At 71.9% G+C, this 19,525-nt stretch carries 14 protein-coding genes; 8 read left to right on the top strand and 6 right to left on the bottom strand.

Going from position 1 to position 19,525, the window contains the following annotated elements:
- The first annotated feature begins 29 nt into the window (after positions 1-29).
- Positions 30-2,561: a helix-turn-helix transcriptional regulator gene (locus BMY07_RS05240; RefSeq protein WP_143073367.1), complete on the top strand. Its 2,532-nt coding sequence runs from the start codon at positions 30-32 to the stop codon at positions 2,559-2,561.
- Positions 2,562-2,611: 50 nt separating this feature from the next.
- A complete protein-coding gene (locus tag BMY07_RS05245) occupies positions 2,612-3,517 on the top strand; it encodes a glutaminase (RefSeq protein ID WP_092775291.1) in 906 nt (301 codons plus the stop codon).
- A 58-nt stretch (positions 3,518-3,575) separates the two neighbouring features.
- On the opposite strand, the gene BMY07_RS05250 is transcribed toward BMY07_RS05245, so the two are convergent.
- A complete protein-coding gene (locus BMY07_RS05250) occupies positions 3,576-3,995 on the bottom strand; it encodes a methyltransferase domain-containing protein (protein WP_092775292.1) in 420 nt (139 codons plus the stop codon).
- Between the two features lie 65 nt (positions 3,996-4,060).
- Between BMY07_RS05250 and BMY07_RS05255 the strand changes: the two genes are divergently transcribed.
- Positions 4,061-5,488 (top strand): protein adenylyltransferase SelO, encoded by a 1,428-nt coding sequence (locus BMY07_RS05255; RefSeq protein WP_245782214.1) that lies wholly within the window; start codon positions 4,061-4,063, stop codon positions 5,486-5,488.
- 466 nt (positions 5,489-5,954) lie between these two features.
- On the opposite strand, the gene BMY07_RS05260 is transcribed toward BMY07_RS05255, so the two are convergent.
- Entirely contained in the window at positions 5,955-6,878 is a 924-nt protein-coding gene (locus BMY07_RS05260; RefSeq protein ID WP_092775293.1) for an AEC family transporter, read from the bottom strand.
- A 496-nt stretch (positions 6,879-7,374) separates the two neighbouring features.
- Here BMY07_RS05260 and BMY07_RS05265 point away from each other — a divergent pair, with 496 nt between their 5' ends.
- From BMY07_RS05265 to BMY07_RS05285, 5 genes are all read left to right on the top strand, one after another.
- Positions 7,375-7,731, top strand: coding sequence for a VOC family protein (locus BMY07_RS05265; RefSeq protein ID WP_092775294.1), 357 nt, complete (start codon positions 7,375-7,377; stop codon positions 7,729-7,731).
- A 152-nt stretch (positions 7,732-7,883) separates the two neighbouring features.
- The gene (locus BMY07_RS05270; RefSeq protein WP_092775295.1) at positions 7,884-10,262 is read left to right on the top strand and encodes an ATP-binding cassette domain-containing protein; all 2,379 of its coding nucleotides are present in this window, start codon (positions 7,884-7,886) and stop codon (positions 10,260-10,262) included.
- A 23-nt stretch (positions 10,263-10,285) separates the two neighbouring features.
- The gene (locus BMY07_RS05275; protein ID WP_425426231.1) at positions 10,286-11,065 is read left to right on the top strand and encodes a class I SAM-dependent methyltransferase; all 780 of its coding nucleotides are present in this window, start codon (positions 10,286-10,288) and stop codon (positions 11,063-11,065) included.
- Positions 11,066-11,132: 67 nt separating this feature from the next.
- A complete protein-coding gene (locus BMY07_RS05280) occupies positions 11,133-11,690 on the top strand; it encodes a phosphoribosyltransferase family protein (RefSeq protein WP_245782215.1) in 558 nt (185 codons plus the stop codon).
- Between the two features lie 61 nt (positions 11,691-11,751).
- A complete protein-coding gene (locus BMY07_RS05285; RefSeq protein ID WP_092775297.1) occupies positions 11,752-13,071 on the top strand; it encodes a pentapeptide repeat-containing protein in 1,320 nt (439 codons plus the stop codon).
- Between the two features lie 24 nt (positions 13,072-13,095).
- On the opposite strand, the gene BMY07_RS05290 is transcribed toward BMY07_RS05285, so the two are convergent.
- From BMY07_RS05290 to BMY07_RS05305, 4 genes are all read right to left on the bottom strand, one after another.
- A complete protein-coding gene (locus BMY07_RS05290; protein WP_092775298.1) occupies positions 13,096-14,145 on the bottom strand; it encodes a fatty acid desaturase family protein in 1,050 nt (349 codons plus the stop codon).
- A 199-nt stretch (positions 14,146-14,344) separates the two neighbouring features.
- A complete protein-coding gene (locus BMY07_RS33415; RefSeq protein ID WP_143073368.1) occupies positions 14,345-14,692 on the bottom strand; it encodes a hypothetical protein in 348 nt (115 codons plus the stop codon).
- Between the two features lie 165 nt (positions 14,693-14,857).
- Positions 14,858-16,150 (bottom strand): FG-GAP-like repeat-containing protein, encoded by a 1,293-nt coding sequence (locus tag BMY07_RS05300; RefSeq protein WP_143073369.1) that lies wholly within the window; start codon positions 16,148-16,150, stop codon positions 14,858-14,860.
- Positions 16,151-16,304: 154 nt separating this feature from the next.
- A complete protein-coding gene (locus BMY07_RS05305) occupies positions 16,305-19,364 on the bottom strand; it encodes an AfsR/SARP family transcriptional regulator (RefSeq protein ID WP_177215455.1) in 3,060 nt (1,019 codons plus the stop codon).
- Positions 19,365-19,525 lie beyond the last annotated feature (161 nt).

Raw genomic sequence — 19,525 nt, forward strand, 5'->3', positions numbered from 1 at the left:
GCGCCGGGCGGGCGGCCCAAGATGGGCTGATGCCCCTCGTCGGTGTCCGGCCCGCAGACCACGACCGCCCCCGGTTGCTGCTGTACGGACCGGCGGGCATCGGCAAGACCGCGCTGGCCACGGCCCTGGCCGAACGCGCGGACCAGTCGATCGTGATCGCGCCGCAGCCCGCCGACGCGGACGTACCCGGTGCCGGGCTCGCGGAACTGCGGGCGGCGGCGGGCCTGTCGTGGCTGCCCGCCGCGGACGGCCTGCCCGGGCGGACGATCGCTGTGGAGACCGTGCGGGCGCTGTCCGGCGTGCTGGTCGTGGACAACGCGCAGTGGCTGGACCAGGTGAGCGCCGAACTGATCGGGTTCGCGATACGGCACGCAGAGCGGCTACGGGTGATCGTGGCCGAACGCACCCACCGGCGCCCGGTGCGCGGTGTGGCTATCTGCGGTGAAGAGGCGGTACGCGGCCCGGTGGCGCCGTTGAGTCCGGACGATGTCGCGGAGTTGCTGGCGCACAACGGGTTCCGCTACCGGTGGGCGGGGCGCGTGCACGCACTCAGTGGCGGTAATCCCGGCCTGGCGTTGGAGTACGGCGCCGCGCTCGCGGGGCGGGGGCCAGTGGCGGCGGTACCGCTACCTGACGCGGTTCGACACGCGGTCGGTAGGCGGCTGGACGAGCTGGATCCGGCGGTGCTGCGAACGCTGCGGCTGGCTGCGTTGGCCGAGCACCCCACTCTGGCAACCTTGCACCGTGCGGGTGGGGTAGAGCTGGCCGACGTCGAGGATCTCGTAGTGGTCGACGAACTCGACAGTGTCTCGTTCACGGCCGACGCGGTGTCGGCGACCCTGGCCGCGGACATCCCTTACGCGCAGCGCCTGGCGTTGCACGAGGACCTGGCGCGCGCCGTAGACGATCCGGTGGAGCAGATCCGCCACCGCGCGTTGGCCGCGACCGCGCCGGACGCGGAGTTGGCCGACGCGGCCGAGCAGGCAGCGGGGGTCGTGCGCGATCAGGGCAACCGCCGTCGTGCCGCCGAGTTGTGCCTGCTCGCCGCGCAGCGGACCCCACCGACCGACGAGGACACCCTGGTGCGGCGCGCGGGTGACGCGGCGGTCGACGCGGGTCACTCCGGTCTCGCCGAACGCGCCTGGAACGCGGCGCGGCTGGTGCTAGAGCGCAGCACCGACGTTCGGCAACGGTTCCGCGTGCGGCTCGCCCTCGCGGACTCGGCGGGTCAGGCCATGACCGATGTGGACGACCAACTGGCGGCGGCGCTGGCCGACGCGGGCAACGATCCGGACCTGCTGGCCGCGGTTCGACTGTGGGAGGCGGTACGCGCCAACATCTCCGGTGACCCTGTCGCCGCGCGTGAGCTGGCACGGCAGGCGGCAGACCTGACTGTGCACGACACAGCTGTGCGCGCGCGGGCTCTGACCGTGTGTGCCCGCATGGAACGCGTGTTGGGCCTGCCCGACACCGGTGCGCTGGACGAGGCGCTCGCGATCGGTGGCGCGGGGATCGACGTGCACGACACCCCGGAGTACCTGGCCGTGCGGCACGCGGTGTTCGATGACCGGCTCACGACGGCGCGCTCACGGCTGCTCGTGCTGCTCCCCGCGGCGCAGCGGTCGGGCGCGGTCGACGACGTAGTGGACGTGCTGAGGTCGTTGGCCGAGGTCGAGGGCCGCGCAGGTCGATGCGGGCACGCGTTGTCTTACGCCCGTCGCGGACTAGAGCTGACCGCGTCGGCTGGTCTCTCACCTGGTCCTGCCTGGTACACGGCGGCGGTAGCGGAAACGGTGGGAGGCACGTTCGAGCGGGCCGTCGCCTACGCGCGCCGCGGCGCGGTCGCCTCCGAACAGGAACAAGACCACGTCTACCTGTCGCGGTGCCTGCACGCGCTCGGGGTGGTCCGGCTGGTCACGGCGGCGTCCCAGGATGCGGTCAGCGTGCTGAGCCAGGTGCGTGATCTGGAGCACGCGCAGCGCGTCGGCGACCCGTCGATCCTGCGCTGGCACGCCGACCTGGCCGAGGGGTTGATCGCCGTCGGCGACCCGGCCGCCGAGGACCTGCTGGCCACGACCAGGGCCAGGGCGCTCGACCTCGGCCGTGATGGCGTGCTGGCGATGCTGGACCGGTCGACCGCGATCGGCGAGGGCTCGGCGACGCAGCTGCGGTCGGTCGCGGGGCGGTTCACCGCGCTCGGGCTGCCGGTGGAGGCCGGGCGGACGCTGCTCGCGCTGGCCGGGGTGCAGCGTCGGGCCAGGCGGCGCGGCGCGGCCCGATCGGTGCTGGTGGAGGCCGCGGAGCTGTTCGACCGGCTGGCCGCCCCACCCTGGTCGGCGCTGGCCGAGCAGCAGCTGCAGCACCTGGAACCGCTGGCGGGCGACCTGACCAGGACCGAGGTGCGGCTGGCGGAGCTGGTGCACGCGGGGGCCACCAACCAGCAGGCGGCGACCGCGCTGTCGGTGAGCGTGAAGACCGTCGAGGCGACGCTGACCCGGGTGTACCGGAAACTGGGTGTGCACTCCCGGGCACAGCTGGTGGCGCGGCTGGCCCAGCGGTAAGGGTTTTCCCTCATTGGTCCGCGCCCACCCGGCAGGCCAGTCTCTCGACCGTGGAGCTAAACGATGTACTGGCCGAGGTCCGCGCGACGGTCGGCACGGTCACGACCGGTGTGGTGACCTCGGCGATCCCGGCGCTGGCCAGGGTCGACCCGCACCGGTTCGGGATGGCCTTCGCGGGCGTGGACGGCGAGGTGGTCGGCGTCGGCGACTGGGACGAGGCGTTCTCGGTGCAGAGCGTGTCGAAGGTGTTCAGCCTGGCCCTGGTGCTCGCCCACGACGGTGAGGCGCTGTGGACCCGGGTCCGGCGCCAGCCCTCGGTGCACCGGTTCAACTCGCTGTCCGAACTCGACGGCGACTGCGGGATCCCGCGCAACCCGTTCGTCAACGCCGGGGCGCTGGTGGTCACCGACCGGCTGCTGGGCATCACCGGCCACGCGAAGGAGTCGGTGCTCGCCCTGCTGCTCACCGAGTCCGGCGGCGGCCCGTACGTCGACCACGCGGTGGCCGCCGACGAACAGGCCCACAACCACCGCAACAGCGCGATCGCGCACCTCATCGCCGACCACGGCAACCTGCACCACCCGGTCGAGGACGTGCTGGCGCACTACACGGGGCACTGCGCGATCGCGGCCACCTGCGGACAGCTCGCCACCGCCGCCCTGTTCCTCGCCCGCGGCGGCATCCGCGCCAACGGCGAACGCCTGCTCTCGGCCGCCGACACCACCCGCCTCAACGCCACCCTGCTGACCTGCGGCACCTACGACGCCGCGGGCGACTTCGCCTACTCCGTGGGCCTTCCCGCCAAGAGCGGCATCGGCGGCGGCATCCTCGCCGTCATCCCCGGCCGCGGCATCCTCTGCGCCTGGGGCCCCGCCCTCGACACCCACGGCAACTCCGTCGCCGCCACCCTGGCGCTGTCCACGTTCACCTCGATCACCGGTTGGTCCATCTTCTAGCCCACGACCCGGGGGACGCTGCCCAACGCCCTGGGCAGCGCCCCCCTTCCCGCGCCCACTACGGCGTCGAGGAGTTCTTGCGCACCAACAGGTAAGCCTGCGCACTGCCCTCGGGCGGCTCGGCGGCCTTGACCAGCCGGGCGCGCTCACTGAAACCCGCTGCCACGGCGAGATCCGCGACTCGGCTGGTGGGGTGCCAGGGGTGGTCGCGTCGCGCCACCGCCACCATCTCGGGTGACAGGTCGATCCCGACGCACTCCAGGCCGAGCCCGGCCAGGTACGCCGTCACCCGACCGGGCCCACAGCCGAGGTCCGCGACCCGCCCGCCCCCGGTCTCCCGCACGCACTCGGCGAACGCGCCCAGCATCGCGAGGTCGAAGGGCCTGCCGTCCAACTCGTCCCGCAGCAGGTCGGCGTAGTCGGCGGCCACCAGGTCGTAGGCAGCGCGCGCCTCGGTGAGGAACGGCGGCTCGGTCATGATCGGAGACTAGTTGCCGCGCACAGGGCGACCGGCCGGAACGAGGGAGCGGATACCGTGGTGGAGTGAGCACCACGACGGTCACGTTGAGCGACCACTTCGCCCGTGCGGTCCCGGAGATGGCGGTCGCCTGGGAGGCGGAGCCGGTCGCCGAGCCGCGGCTGCTCGTGCTGAACGAGCCGTTGGCAGCCGAGTTGGGGCTCGATGTCGACTGGTTGCGGAGCGCGGAGGGGCTGGCTTTCCTGGTCGGCACGCACGTCCCGGCGGGGGCCCGGCCGGTGGCGCAGGCGTACGCGGGGCACCAGTTCGGGCACTACTCGCCGCGGTTGGGGGACGGGCGGGCACTGTTGCTCGGGGAGTTGGTCCACGCCGATGGCGGGTTGCGCGACCTGCACTTGAAGGGGTCGGGGCGCACGACGTTCTCCCGGGGCGGGGACGGTTTCGCGGCGGTGGGGCCGATGCTGCGCGAGTACGTCATCAGCGAGGCGATGCACGCGCTGGGGATCCCGACGACGCGGTCGCTGGCCGTGGTGGCGACGGGTCGGCCGGTGCCGCGGGAGACCGTGCTGCCGGGGGCCGTCCTCGCACGGGTCGCGAGCAGTCACCTGCGGGTCGGCAGCTTCCAGTACGCGCGGGCCACCGACGACGTCGACCTGCTGCGACGGCTGGCCGACCACGCGATCGAACGGCACTACCCGTCTCACGGGTACCTCGGGTTGTTCGAGTCGGTGCTGGCCGCGCAGGCCTCGCTGGTGGCGCGGTGGACGCTGGTCGGGTTCGTGCACGGGGTGATGAACACCGACAACATGACGATCTCCGGCGAGACCATCGACTACGGTCCGTGCGCGTTCCTGGAGGCGTTCGACCCGGCGACGGTGTTCAGCTCGATCGACCACGGCGCCCGCTACGCGTTCGGCAACCAACCCGCCATCGCCGAGTGGAACCTCGCCCGGCTCGCCGAGGCCCTGCTGCCGCTGCTCGCCGACACCCAGGAGGACGCGATCGCCATCGCGGTCGAGTCACTCGGCGGCTTCCGCCGCTCGTACAACGCCGTCTGGACCACGGGCATGCTCACCAAACTGGGCCTCCCATCCGATACCGCCCCAGACTTCATCGACGACCTCCTAGCGCTACTCCACACCCACCACATCGACTACACCCTCTTCCACCACCACCTCACCACGGCGGCCCGCGGCTCCCTGGCCCCCGTGCGTTCCCTATTCACAGACCCCACCGCCATCGACGCCTGGCTGACCCGCTGGCAGTCACTTGCCCCAGACCCCACCCTTATGGCGCACGCGAACCCGCTCTACATCCCACGCAACCACCGCGTAGAGGAAGCCCTAACCGCCGCCACCACCGGCGACATGACCCCTTTCCACCACCTTCTAGCCGCCGTCCAATCCCCCTACACCGAACGCTCGGACCTAGCCCACTACGCGACCCCCGCCCCCGACACCACCACCCCCTACCAAACCTTCTGCGGCACCTGACCTCGTTCTCCCGAGCAAGTCCCCAGTCGCGGCCTCGTACGCCGCCGGTCTCGGTCACTCCGCTGGTCCTGGCCGCACCCCAGAACCGCTCCCACTGCCGGCCAATCGCTCCCGAAACACCCTGCGAGCCCACGATCCCAACAGTCCACAACGGACCCATCGGCCCCGCTCGCGCGCGCACACCAGTCCGGCCCCAGCCCCCACCCTCTCCGGGGGGCGTCCCAGGTCCCAGCCTACCGGCAGCCGCCGACAGAGGATCTTGAAACGGCCGGGCGAAGATCCACATGTGGACAACTTCTGTCGCTGAACCGGGTGAATCTTCGAGTGGCAAGAAACAAGTCGCAGCAGGTCAAGGCCATGATCGCCAGGAAGGTGAGGAAGCGTGGATCTTGCTGGCGGAAACCCGCAGAAAGCGTGATCGACATCGGGCCGCTCACCAGCAACCCGGTCCACAGTAGACAGACAACTACAGCGTCGCCCACTGGACCCACAGCGGCAAGAGCAGCAGAGCCAACAGCGAGCTCTTCACCACCACCGAAGCCGCCAAATCAACCTCGACCTCATACCGCTGAGCAAACACAAACAGGTTCTGCGGCGAAGGCATCGCGGCCAACAGAACCAGGTACTTCAGCCAGTCACCGGTGACACCGAACAGGTAGCGGCAGATGGCGAGAGTAATCAAGGGGAACGCCAAGCACTTGAAGAGGATCAGGGACAACTCCACCCGGGACGTCCCGCGGAGCGACAGCCCGGCACCGCCCAGATAGAGGCCCAAGGCGAACAGGGCCACCGGAGCAGCGGCAGCGCCTACGAAATCCAGGCCGTCGAGGAGTGGGCCAGGGACCCGCACCGACAGCAGGTTCAGCGCGATCCCCAGGTTGCACGCAAGAACCACCGGCGTGTTCAGCGACGCCCATACCGCCCGGGCCAGTTTGCGGGTCGTGCTCCCGACCCCGCCGAACTCCATGGTGGCCAGGATCGCGGTGGACAGCAGGCAGACCTGGAGCAGCAGGATCGGGAAGATCGGGGCCGCGTCGCCGAACAGCATGACGAAGACCGGGACCGCGAAGTACGCCGTGTTCACCTGCACCGCCGCCATCACGCGCAGGGCTCGGACCTTCGGGTCGCCCCGCACCACCGCGGCGACCAAGACCACGCACAGCGCCATGCCCGTCGCGTACCCCGAGATCGCGCGGACGTCGAACAGGTGGCCCAGGTCGCTGAGGTAGATCCTGCCGAAGAGGTAGCTGGGGATGGCGAACAGGAACGCGAAGTCGGTGAACACGGTGGCCGACGAGGCGGGGATGACCTCGCGGCGGGCGAAGACCGCGCCGGTCCCGAAGGCGAGGACGACCGGGACCAGTTTGCCCAGGGCGGCGAGGACGTCCACGGACCCGCACGCTAGTGGTGGCGCCAGTACCCGCAGAACATCAGGTCCTGCTTCGGCAACCCGGCGCCGACCCGGCGGTGGGTCAGTAGACCATCGACGGGGCAGCTCCCGCGCCGCGGCGAGCACCGGCCGACCCGTTCCCCCGACGACCGGGTGAGTCATGTCAACCGCCGCGAGTCCCCTCGGACGACACCCCGTGCCCGGGTCGTGTCCGCGAGTAACGGCGCCGAGACGCCCGGGATCACCGGAGTGCCCCGTGGACACCCAGGTCACCGGCACCCGACCAGCCGTAGGCGACCGGTACGGCCGAGCCGGCCCTGGTGACGGGGTTGCTCGCCGCTCACGGGTGAGAGCGCCCGGACCGGTCACGAATCGAGAAGCGCGGGGCTGGGGGCGCACCTACTGTGACTGGCAGGGACAGCCGCACCGGGTGACCAGGGCGGGTTCCGGATCAAGCGAATCGGATCACGTGATCCGCGACTACCAGGAGTGACCCATGTCCGACTCCCGCACCCACGGGATCAAAACCGTGCTGCACCCCGTGACCGACCCGGCGAAGGCCAAGGCCGTGTACGCCGCCCTGCTCGGGTTGCAGCCGCAGACCGACGCGGCGTACTACGTCGGGTTCGACGTCGACGGGCAGCACATCGGGTTGGTGCCCGGTGGCGCTGCGCAGGGGCTGACCTCGCCGGTGGCGTACTGGCACGTGGATGACATCGAGGCGAAGCTGGCGGAGGTCACCGCCGCGGGTGGCACCGTGAAGGAGGCTCCGCGCGAGGTCGGCGGCGGCCGGGTCGTGGCCACCTTCACCGACCCCGACGGCAACGTCCTCGGGATCGCCCAGGACCGCTGAGCCCCACCGTCCTCGCGCCGCGGCCACCGTGGCGCGAGGACGCCGGTAGACAGTGGACTGTCGCCGCGACAACCCGACAATTCCCCGGTAGCTGGTTAGATCGACGCCAGGCGACGTGAGACCGCCGCGGCGGCCGACCCGATGGAGAGACGATGAGCAGGGCCAAGAGGACGAGCACGCCGCACGTGGCCGACAGCCACGACCTGATCCGCGTGCACGGCGCGCGCGTGAACAACCTCAAGGACGTCAGCGTCGAGATCCCGAAGCGCCGCCTGACGGTGTTCACCGGTGTCTCCGGCTCGGGCAAGAGCTCGCTGGTGTTCGGCACGATCGCCGCGGAGTCGCAGCGGCTGATCAACGAGACCTACAGCGCGTTCGTGCAGGGCTTCATGCCGACCCAGGCGCGGCCGGACGTCGACGTGCTCGACGGGCTGACCACCGCGATCATCGTCGACCAGCAGCGGCTCGGCACCGACCCGCGCTCCACCGTGGGCACCGCGACCGACGCCAACGCCATGCTGCGCATCCTGTTCAGCAGGCTCGGCAAGCCGCACATCGGCTCCCCGCAGGCGTTCTCGTTCAACGTCGCCTCGATCAGCGGCGCGGGCGCGGTCACCATGGAACGCGGCGGCAAGACGGTCAAGGAACGGCGCAGCTTCACCATCACCGGTGGCATGTGCCCGCGGTGCGAGGGCCGCGGCGCGGTGTCCGACATCGACCTGACGGCGCTCTACGACGAGAGCAAGTCGCTCAACGAGGGCGCGATCACCATCCCGGGCGCCAGCATGGACGGCTGGTACGGCCGCATCTACCGCGGCTGCGGCTTCTTCGACCCGGACAAGCCGATCCGCCGGTACACCAAGAAGGAACTCGCGGCCCTGCTGCACATGGAGCCGACGAAGATCAAGGTCGACGGCATCAACCTGACCTACTCCGGGCTGATCCCGACCATCCAGAAGTCGTACCTGTCCAAGGACATCGACTCGCTGCAGCCGCACGTGCGCGCGTTCGTGGAGCGGGCGGTCACCTTCACCACCTGCCCGGAGTGCGACGGCTCCCGGCTCAGCGCCGAGGCGCGGTCGTCGAAGATCAAGGGCACCAGCATCGCCGAGGTCTGCGCGATGCAGATCAGCGACCTCGCCGAGTGGGTCAAGGACCTGTCGGAGCCGTCGGTGGGGCCGCTGCTCGACGCGCTGCGCGAGACGCTGGACTCGTTCGTGGAGATCGGCCTCGGGTACCTGTCGCTCAGCAGGCCGTCCGGGACGCTCTCGGGCGGCGAGGCGCAGCGGGTCAAGATGATCCGGCACCTGGGGTCGTCGCTGACCGACGTCACCTACGTCTTCGACGAGCCGACCACCGGCCTGCACCCGCACGACATCCAGCGGATGAACGAGCTGCTGCTGCGGCTGCGCGACAAGGGCAACACGGTGCTGGTCGTCGAGCACAAGCCGGAGGTCATCGCGATCGCCGACCAGGTCGTCGACATCGGCCCCGGCGCGGGCGCGGGTGGCGGCACCATCTGCTTCGAGGGCACGATCGAGGGCCTGCGGGCCAGCGACACCGTGACCGGGCACCACCTCGACGACCGGGCGGCGCTCAAGGACGAGGTGCGCGCCTCGACCGGGGTCCTGGAGATCCGCGGTGCCACGGCGAACAACCTGCGGGACGTGGACGTCGACATCCCGCTCGGGGTGCTGGTGGTCGTGACCGGGGTGGCCGGGTCGGGCAAGAGCTCGCTGGTGCACGGGTCGATCCCGGGCGGCAACGGCGTGGTGTCGATCGACCAGGGCACGATCCGGGGGTCGCGGCGCAGCAACCCGGCGACCTACACCGGGCTGCTCGAGCCGATCCGCAAGGCCTTCGCCAAGGTCAACGGCGTGAAGCCCGCCCTGTTCAGCGCCAACTCCGAGGGCGCGTGCCCGACCTGCAACGGCGCGGGCGTGATCTACACGGACCTGGCGATGATGGCGGGCGTGGCGACCACCTGCGAGGTGTGCGACGGCAAGCGGTTCCAGGCCGCGGTGCTCGACTACCACCTCGGCGGCCGCGACATCAGCGAGGTGCTGGCCATGTCGGTGGCCGAGGCGGAGGCCTTCTTCGCCGAGGGCGACGCCCGCATCCCCGCCGCGCACGCCATCCTCACCCGGCTGGTCGACGTCGGCCTCGGCTACCTGACCATCGGCCAGCCGCTGACCACGCTCTCCGGCGGCGAGCGGCAGCGGCTCAAGCTGGCCACGCACATGGCGGAGAAGGGCGGCACGTACGTCCTGGACGAGCCCACCGCGGGCCTGCACCTCGCCGACGTCGAGCAGCTGCTCGGGCTGCTGGACCGGCTGGTCGACTCGGGCAAGTCCGTCATCGTCGTCGAGCACCACCAGGCCGTGATGGCCCACGCCGACTGGATCATCGACCTGGGCCCCGGCGCCGGGCACGACGGCGGGAAGATCGTCTTCGAGGGCACCCCGGCCGAGCTGGTCGCCGACCGCTCCACCCTGACCGGCAAGCACCTCGCGGAGTATGTCGGCGCCTGATCCCCGCCCCTAGCATGGGGTGCGTGACCAAGGTTCCCCATGAGGCGCGGCAGGTGGCGGAGTCGTTCGGGGCCAACGCCGAGCGGTACGACCGCACCAGGCCGCTCTACCCGGACGCCCTGATCGACCGGATCGTCACCGCGAGCCCGGGCCACGCCGTCCTCGACGTCGGCTGCGGCACGGGCATCGCGGCCCGCCAGTTCCAGGCGGCGGGCTGCGCGGTGCTGGGGGTGGAGCCCGACCGGCGGATGGCCGAGCTCGCCCGCCGCGGCGGGGTGGCGGTCGAGGTGGCGACCTTCGAGGAGTGGGACGCCGCGGACCGGGAGTTCGACGCGGTCGTCGCGGGCACGGCGTGGCACTGGGTGGACCCGGTCGCGGGGGCGGTGAAGGCCAGGCGACTGCTGCGCCCGGGCGGCGTGCTGGCGGCGTTCTGGCACGTGTTCATCCCGCCGCCCGAGGTGAGCAGGGCCTTCGTCGCGGCCTGCGAGGACGTGATGCCCGGCTCCCCCTTCATCCTGCCGCCGACCGCCTCCCCGCACGACGCCTACCGGGCGATGGCCACCAAGACCACCGAGGGCATCCTCGCCGCGGGCGGCTTCACCGCCCCCGAGCAGTGGACCTTCGACTGGGAACGCACCTACACCCGCGACGAGTGGCTAGACCAGATCCCCACCCAGGGCGTCCTCAACCTGCTCCCCCCGGACAAACTCGCCCACATCCTCACCACCGTCGGCAACGCCATCGACGACGAGTTCCGCATGCCCTACACCGCCACCGCCGTCACCACCACCCGCACCGGCTGACCTTCGTTCCACTGTGGACAGATGAACTCGGTTGACCTCGCGCGCGACGGCGGAGCAGGGTTCTCGCGTGAGCGGCATCGACGGTAGAGCCCTGCGCGAGGTGCTGCGTGAGCAGTTCGCGTGGCGGGGTGATCGGTCGGATGACATGCCATCGGCCGATCCGACCGGGTGGTGGCGGGAGCCGTCGACGCTGGGGCAGCTCGGGCCCGCGTTGGCGGCGCTGTTCGTCGGCGAGCGGCCCACGGTCGTTCTCGGGGTCGAGGCCAGGGGGTTCCTCCTGGGGCCGCTGGTCGCCCTCGCGCTCGGTGTGGGGTTCGTCGAGGTGCGCAAGGACCGCGGGCAGCTGACCGACAGCGACGCCTGGGTCTCGCGGACGGCGCCGCCGGACTACCGCGACCGGCAGCTGCTGCTCGGGTTCCCCCGGCGGCTGGTGCGGTCCGGCGATCGGGCGCTGCTGGTCGACGACTGGGTGGACACCGGTGGGCAGGCGCTCGGGGTTCGGCGGCTCGTGGAGGCGGTCGGCGCGGAGTGGGTCGGGGTGGCGAGCGTTGTCGACGCCTTGATCGACAGTTCACTGCGTCGCAGGCTCGTGGTCCGGTCGCTCTTGTTCGAACGGGACCTCTAGCGCTGTCACCCGGTAGGTGGATGGGGCTGGCCTTGGACGTGGGGGTCCGCACGCTTGTGGGATGAGAAGCGATGACGAGGCGGACGGTGGCGGTGGAGACGAGCCTGAGGACTACACCGTGTTGTCCGTGCGGGTGATGTTGGTGTGGGCGGTGGTGATCGTCGCGGTCGGGGTGGGGGTGGCGGTGTGGTTGTTGGCCGGGGAGCCGGGGCGCGACAGTGAGGAGAACCGGGTCCGGTTGGACGCGATCAGGACTGCGGGGTCGATCGTGGTGGGGACCGGGGGCGCGGCGGCGTTGTTGCTGGCGGCGCGCAGGCAGCGCAGCACCGAGATCGGGCTGCGGCAGAAGGACCGGGACCAAGCGGCGGCCATGGTGGCGTTCCGGCTCCAGGAGCGGGTCGCGGCCGACACGCGCGACGACGCGGCGGCGCGGCGGATCACCGACCTCTACACCAAGGCCGTCGAGCTGCTCGGGTCGACGCAGGCACCGGCGCGGCTCGGTGGGCTCTACGCGCTGGAGCGGCTGGCGCAGGACAACCCGGGGCAGCGGCAGACCATCGTCAACGTGCTGTGCGCGTGCCTGCGGATGCCGTGCGACCTGCCCGACGAGGCCTCCGACGACCTTCCGGTGGAGGCGGCCGAGGAGGTGCTGGCGGCGACCTACCGCGACCGGCTCCGGGAGCGCGAGGTGCGGCTGACCGCGCAGCGGCTCATCGCCGCGCACCTGCACCCCGGCACACACCCGGGCGCCCCGGTGCCGACGTACTGGCACGACATCGACCTGGACCTGACCGCGGCGACGCTGGTCGGGTTCAGCCTGCACGGGTGCGCCGCGCGGACGGTGGTGTTCAAGGCGGCGACGTTCGTCGGGTACGCGGACTTCGGGTCGGCGACGGTGAGCGGCGACGCGGACTTCGGCGGGACGACGTTCACCTCGGGCGCCAACTTCGGCTCGGTGGTGCTGCGCGGCGACACCGACTTCGAGTGGGCCACCTTCAGCGACCACGCGAGCTTCGAGGCCGCGGTGTTCGCCGGGGCCGACTTCGAGTGGAGCACCTTCACCGACGGCGCGGACTTCGCCTCGGCGCGGTTCACCCGGGGCGCGAACTTCGGGTCGGCGACCTTCAGCGACGGCGCCGACTTCGAGCGGACCCGGTTCGACGGGGAGGTCACCTTCGGCTCGGCGACCTTCGGCGGGTACGCCGACTTCCGCGGCGCGCTCTTCCTGGCGGGCGCGGACTTCGGTGCCGCGGCGTTCGGCGGCGGCACCGACTTCCACGGCACTGGCCTGGCGGTGGGCGACAGGTCCGGCTTCCGCGGCGCCGCGGTCGACCGAGGGGCGCCGCCGGAGCCGACCGGGGTGAGAGGTCCCCTCGAGTAGCTCAAGAGGACCTCCCGGTTGGACCTAGCTGCTCGCGAGCGCCGGGGTGCGCAGGGAGGCGCCGACCGAGTGCAGGTGGCTCAGGACCTGGCGGTACGAGGCGAAGATGCCGCAGTGCACGTACGGGATCCCCTGGCGGGCGCAGAACTCCTGCACGATGGGCTGCGCGCGGCGCAGGTTCGCGCGGGGCATGTTCGGGAACAGGTGGTGCTCGATCTGGTAGTTCAGGCCGCCGAACAGGTAGTCGACCCAGCGGCCACCGGTGATGTTGCGAGAGGTGAGGACCTGCTTGCGCAGGAAGTCCACCGCGTCGTCCTTGCCCAGGATCGGCATGCCCTTGTGGTTGGGGGCGAAGGAACAACCGAGGTAGACGCCCATCACGCCCTGGTGCACGGCGATGAACACCAGCGCCTTGAGCGGCGAGAGCACGGTGAACACCGCGGCGAGGTACACGGCGGTGTGCACGAGCAGCAGGGCGCCCTCGAGCCGGAAGGTCTTGATGTCCTTGGTCACCACGGCCTGCACGCTGGCGATGCGCAGCATGATGGCCTCGACCAGCAGCAGCGGGAAGAACAGGAACGCCTGGTACTTGGTGATGAAGTGCGCGACACCGCTCTTGGTGGTGGCCTGCCGGTCGGTGAAGGCCAGCACGAGGATGTCGATGTCGGGGTCCTCGTCCTCGTGGTTGGGGTTGGCGTGGTGGCGGTTGTGCTTGCTGACCCACCACTGGTAGCTGATGCCGGTGATGGCGCCGTGGGCGTAGCCGACGACGTCGTTGCCCTTGCGGTTCTGGAAGATCTGGCGGTGCCCGGCGTCGTGGCCGACGAAGGCGAACTGGGTGAGCACCAGGCCGAACACGACCGCGGTGATCACCTGCCACCACGAGTCACCCAGCAGCACGAACCCGGCCACCGCGGCGGCGAGCAGCGCGAAGTTCGTGGCGATCCGCACCGCGTAGTAGGTGTGCCGCCGGTGCAGCAACCCCTCGCTCTTGATCGAGCGCGACAGCTCGGCGAAGTCGCTGCCACGCCGGGACTCCGGTTGCTGGGTCTCGGAAACAGGTGATGCAGTCATGGTGTGGTCATTTCTTTCGGTGGGCGCTCAGCACGGCGTGCGGTGGTGCCGGGCTGGCAGTGCGAGGGGCGGACAAACCTTCCACCACCGAGGTCAGCGTCCAGGACCCGGCTGTGGACGGACAGTGTTGTTCATCCGGCGAGAGCACCGGGGCAACACCCCGTTGGGGGGCGGTTGCCGCGCGGGGCGGCCGCCGGTGTCAGCAGAGCGTTGCGGGGGACACGCGGCGGCGCGGGAACCAGGTGCGCGGCGCGGCGGCGGCCGCGGCGAGCAGGAACCCGGCCGCGACGAGCATGGCGACCGCGGGCAGGACCAGGTCCGCCGCGGTGGGCGAGAGGGGCGCGACCGGCGGGGATCCCCGCAGCCAGAGCACGAGCAGCACGAGCAGCACGAGCAGCACCACCAACAGCAGGACGCCTGCCGCCTGGGACCCGTCGCGCGCGGCACGGACCGAGAGGGGGATTGGCAGCTCCGCGGCGGTCGGCGGAAGGGGATCCGCGGGTGGTGGAGTCGACAGTACGGGCCCGGTGGCTGGCGTATCGGTCATGGGTGCCCCCTCTCTGAGGTGGGGCTCACCGCTGAGGCTATACCACCCATTCCCCCCATGCCGACGCGGCGAGGAGGTATCTCCAGGGGGTATGCCCGGGGTGCCCGGACCGGTGATCCGGACCGGGCACCGAGGGCCGCCGACCTCGAACAACGGGGTTGGGCCTCAGGTGAGGATGACCCGGACGGGGTCGGGGAACCCGCGACCGACGACCGTCTCCCCCGCCCAGGGTTGGCTGGTGAAGCCCTTGTGGTTGTACCGGGCGACCAGCGTCCCGTCGGCGCGGACGAGGACCAGGTCGGCGCGCCCGTCGCCGTTGAGGTCACCGAACTTGACGCGGGTCGGGTCAGGTTCGTTGCCGATCACCAGCTCACCGGTCCACGGCGCCGCGACGAGTCCGTTGCCGTTGTAGCGGGCGCGCAGGTCGCCGGTGGCCTCGTGGTGCACCAGCTCGGCGCGGCCGTCACCCGACAGGTCGGCGAAGTGGACCCGGCTGGGGTCGTCGAACCCGGTGCCGATCACGATCCACGGCCGGTCCGCGCCGGAGCGGGCGCGCAGGGTGCCGTCCCGGTGGAGGACGATCAGCTCGGCCCGGCCGTCACCGGACAGGTCCGCGAAGTACACCCGGTCAGGGTCGTGGAACCTGGTGCCGACAACGACCTCTTCCGTCCACGGCCGTGTCGTGAGCCCGTTCCCGTTGTACCGAACGCGAAGCGTGCCGTCCTCGCCGATGTGGACCAGGTCGAGGCGACCGTCGCCGGACAGGTCGGCGAACCGCAGCCGGGCGGGGTCCGGGAGGCCGGAGTCCAGCGGGACGTCGGGCGAGGTGGTGAAACCGTTGTCGTTGAGCCGACCCAGCAGCGTCCCGTCCGGTCGCACGTGGACCAGGTCCGCCCTGGCGTCACCGGAGAGCGACGCGCCGGGAACGGGGTCGTCGACCACGGTGTTGCCCCGGTACGGCAGGTACTCGGCGGCCGTGTCCGCCCACCGGTACTCCCGGTGCACCGCCTGGACCGGGGTCTCCTCGTAGACCCAGTAAGCGGAGCGGTCCGGATCCGCCCAGCGGTCGAAGACGCGGACGTGGCCGAACCCGGTGGGGTCCGGGTTCACCCAGAGCAGGACGTCCCCGGCCCGCAGCTCGTCCTTGCCGATCCTGGTGGCGCGCGCGGGCAGCGTCCTGGTGGAGGGGTTGTCCCGCAGCCGCCACGCCATCGCGACGAAGCCGGAGCAGTCCTGCCGGTAGCCGTCGGTGTGCCGGACGTGGCTGTAGGGGACGGCTCTCGCCACCCAGTCCCGGGCCCTGGCCAGCACCTCGCTCCTGGTGACCTCGGTCATGGCGTTCCCCTCTGCCCGCGACGACGGCGGCGTGTCCGCACCGGCGGAGCTGGTGCCGAGGAGGGTCATCGCGGCCACCACCGCGGTCAGCACGGCGGCCGGGAGGGTTCGCTTGACAGTCATGGCCTGGTCCTCGCGTCGGATCGGGAACACCGCGGACCCCCAGCGACGCGATCACCGCGCTGTTCGTCCTCGTTCCGGACAAGGATCGAACGCGTGCCTCTAACCGGGCTCTAGCTCCAGCCTGGTTCGCTATAGATCGGCTATAAGAGCGGCTCTAGACGCGGATCTGGGCCAGCCACTCGTGCGGCTCGACGCCCGCCAGCTCGGCCGCTTCCCGACCGCCCAGGGCCGCGAACAGCTCCATCGCGATGTCCCAGTGCTCGCGCACGTCCGACGCGATGGCGAGATCCCGGCGCGTTCGCGCTTCCCACAGCGGCAGGCCTAACTCCTGCCACCCGGCCAACGCCACAGTAAGCAGCTCGGTGGCGGCCTCGTCGTCCCCGGCGGCCAGTGCCGCCTCGCCCATGGTGCGCACGGCGAGCGCGACCCCGAAGCGGTCCTTGTGCTTCAGGAACACCTCGTGACACAGGTCGAGCACCGCCGCCGCCTCCGCGCTCTGACCCTGACGGACCAAGGCCTTGGCCAACGACTGTTGGGCGTAAGCGGCGCCGAGAGGGTCACCGGCCACCCTTAGGACGACCTCGGCCTCCCTGCTCTGTTCGACGGCGTCGGCGTACTCCCCCACCGCCCGGTGGCACAGACCGAGGCCCCGCAGCGCCAAGCCCTCGCCGCGCTGGTCGCCCAGTTCGCGGTAGAGCGCCAGGCACCGACGCATCGCCTCGAACGCCTCGGGCAGGTCGCCGACGTCGCGGTGGATGGCGCCGAGCCCGTACTGCGCGGCGGCGACCACGCCCCGGTCCCCGCCGCGTTCGGCCAGGTCACTGCCCGCGACCAGGTGCCAGACCGCGGGCGCGAACTCGCCGCGCTCCCGGAACACGGTGCCGAGGCCGACCCGCCCGACACCGTGCAGCACGGCGTCGTCGACCGCCTCGGCGTGCTGGCAGGCCTGGGTGAAGTGCGCCTCGGCGGCGGCGAAGTCGTCCTGCTCGTAGCGCAGGTGCCCGAGCCCGGCGTGCACCTGGGCCTCGGCGAGCCGGTCGCCGGAGGTCCGCGCGGAGGCGAGCGCGACGTCGAGGACGCGCTGCCAGCCGTCGAACTCGTTGCGGGCCGCGAACGGGGAGCCGAGCAGCGCCACGATCAGCAGCACCGTGGCGCCGTCCATGTCGAGCTCGTGCCCGCGCTCCACGACCCGCACCACCACCGCGGTCTCGGCGGTCAGCCAGCCGGTCGGGTCCGCGCACACCTCGGCGGCCAGCCGCGGGTCGACCTCGGGGGCCGATGTCGACGGGCGCAGCCCCAGGGTCACCCGCGGCATCCGGCCGGTGCCCAGCTCGACCAGCGCCAGCCAGGTCGCCAGCATCCGGTCCAGGGCGGCCCGGACCGGCTCGACGGCGCCGCCCTGCTCCAGGGCGAAGAGGCGGACCAGGTCGTGGAACCGGTAGCGGACCCGGCCCAGGGTGTCGACGCCGACCACCTCCAGCAGCCGCAGGTCGACCAGGTGCTCGACGACGTCCTCGGCCTCGTCGACGCCGACGTCGAGCAGCGGCGCGACCAGCCAGGCGCCGAAGTCGGGCGGGTCGAGCAGCGCCAGCAGGTGGAACGCGGCGCGGTGCGCGTGGTCGAGGTCGGCGTGGTTGAGCTGCAGGCTCGAGCGCACCGCCAGGTCGCCAACGGCCAGTTCGTCGAGCCTGCGCCGCACGTCGGAGAGCCGGTCGGCCAGCGCGCGCAGCGGCCAGTGCGGGCGGGCCAGCAGCTTGGCCGCCGCGGCCCGGATGGCCAGCGGGACACCGCCGCAGAGCCGGGCGATGGTGGCCGCCGCGGCCGGGTCGGCGGCGGCCCTGGCCGCGCCGATGATCGCCGCCAGCATCCCGATCGAGGCGTCGGCGCCGAAGAAGTCCAGCTCCAGGACCTCGGCGCCGTCGAGCCCGGTCAACCGGGACCGGCTGGTGACGATCACCAGGCAGCGCGGCGACCAGGGCAGCAGCGGACGGACCTGGTGCTCGCCCGCGACGTTGTCCAGGACCACGACCAGCGCCCGCCCGGCCACCGCCCGCCGGTAGAGCTCGACCCGGTCGGCCACGCTGTCGGGCAGGTCGGCCGCGGGCACGCCCAGCGCGCCGAGGAACCGGCGCAGCGCGTCGCGGACGCCGAGCTCCGGGTCGACGCCCCGCAGGTCGGCGAACAGCTGCCCGTCCGGGTAGTCCTCCCGCAGCAGGTGGGCGCTGTGCACCGCCAACGCCGACTTGCCCGCGCCGCCGAACCCGGTCACCACGACCGTCGGCGCCGCGGTGCGGCCCTGCGCCCCCGACCGGGTCGCGATGCGCCGCAGTACCTCCAGTTGCGCGCCGCGGCCGATGAAGTCGCCCAGGTCGGGCGGCAGCTGGCGCGGCGCGGTGTAGGTCGGCTGGTGTTCCCGCGGGGCGGGCACGGCCTGGACGGCGTCGAGGACGGTGACAGCGGAGGGCCGCAGCGGCGCGAGCGTCCCGTTGAGCACGCCCGTGTGCACCTGCCGCAGCTTCTCGCCCGGCTCGACGCCGAGTTCCTCCCGCAGGTGGCGGCGCGCGTCCCGGTAGGCGGCCAGCGCGTCGGCCTGCCGCCCGCTCTCGTAGAGCGCGCGCATGAGCAGGCCGCGGGCCTCCTCGCGGGCCGGGTGGGCGGCGCTCATCCGCGCCATCCTGGACACGGCCTCGTCCGGCCGGTGCCGCGCGAGGTCGCAGCGCGCGAGGCCCTCCTCCAGGAACAACCGGTCCTCGTCGAGCGCGCTCGCCCTGGTCCTGGCGAACTCGGCGTCGACCCCGCCGAACGCGTCACCCCGCCACAGGTCCCGCGCCCGCTCGTAGGCCGAGGCCGCCGCGACGTGGTCGCCTGCGCGTTCCAGCTGCCTGCCCTGGAGCACCAGCTGTTCGAACGACTCCAGGTCCGTGTCCTGCGGCCGCAGGTCCAAGCGGTAGCCGGGCGGCTGGGTGGTCAGCACGTCCGGGGCGCCCGCGGCGGTGAGCGCCCGCCGCACCGCGGAGACGTAGGTGTGCACCAGCGGGGTCGCCGACCGGGGCGGGTCCTCGTCCCACAGGTGCGCGATCAGCTGCTCGATCGACACGACCGCGCGCGGCCGCGTCACCAGCGCGGCGAGCAGCGTCCGGGGCTTGGTGCCCCCGATGGGGACGGACTCCTCCCCACCCAGCACCACGATCGGCCCCAGCACCAACACGCGCACGTACCCACCCCCAGAACGGCTGACAGTCAACCACTACCAGGTGTTCGCCAGGTCGCGAGGTGTTTTTTCCGTTCACAGCAACAGCCGGAGGTCCCGGGAACCACACCACGAACGCCGCGGCCCGACCGGCGCGGGGACCGTTCCGGTACCGAGCACCCGCG

This window comes from Actinokineospora terrae (genome assembly GCF_900111175.1).
Lineage (GTDB): Bacteria > Actinomycetota > Actinomycetes > Mycobacteriales > Pseudonocardiaceae > Actinokineospora > Actinokineospora terrae.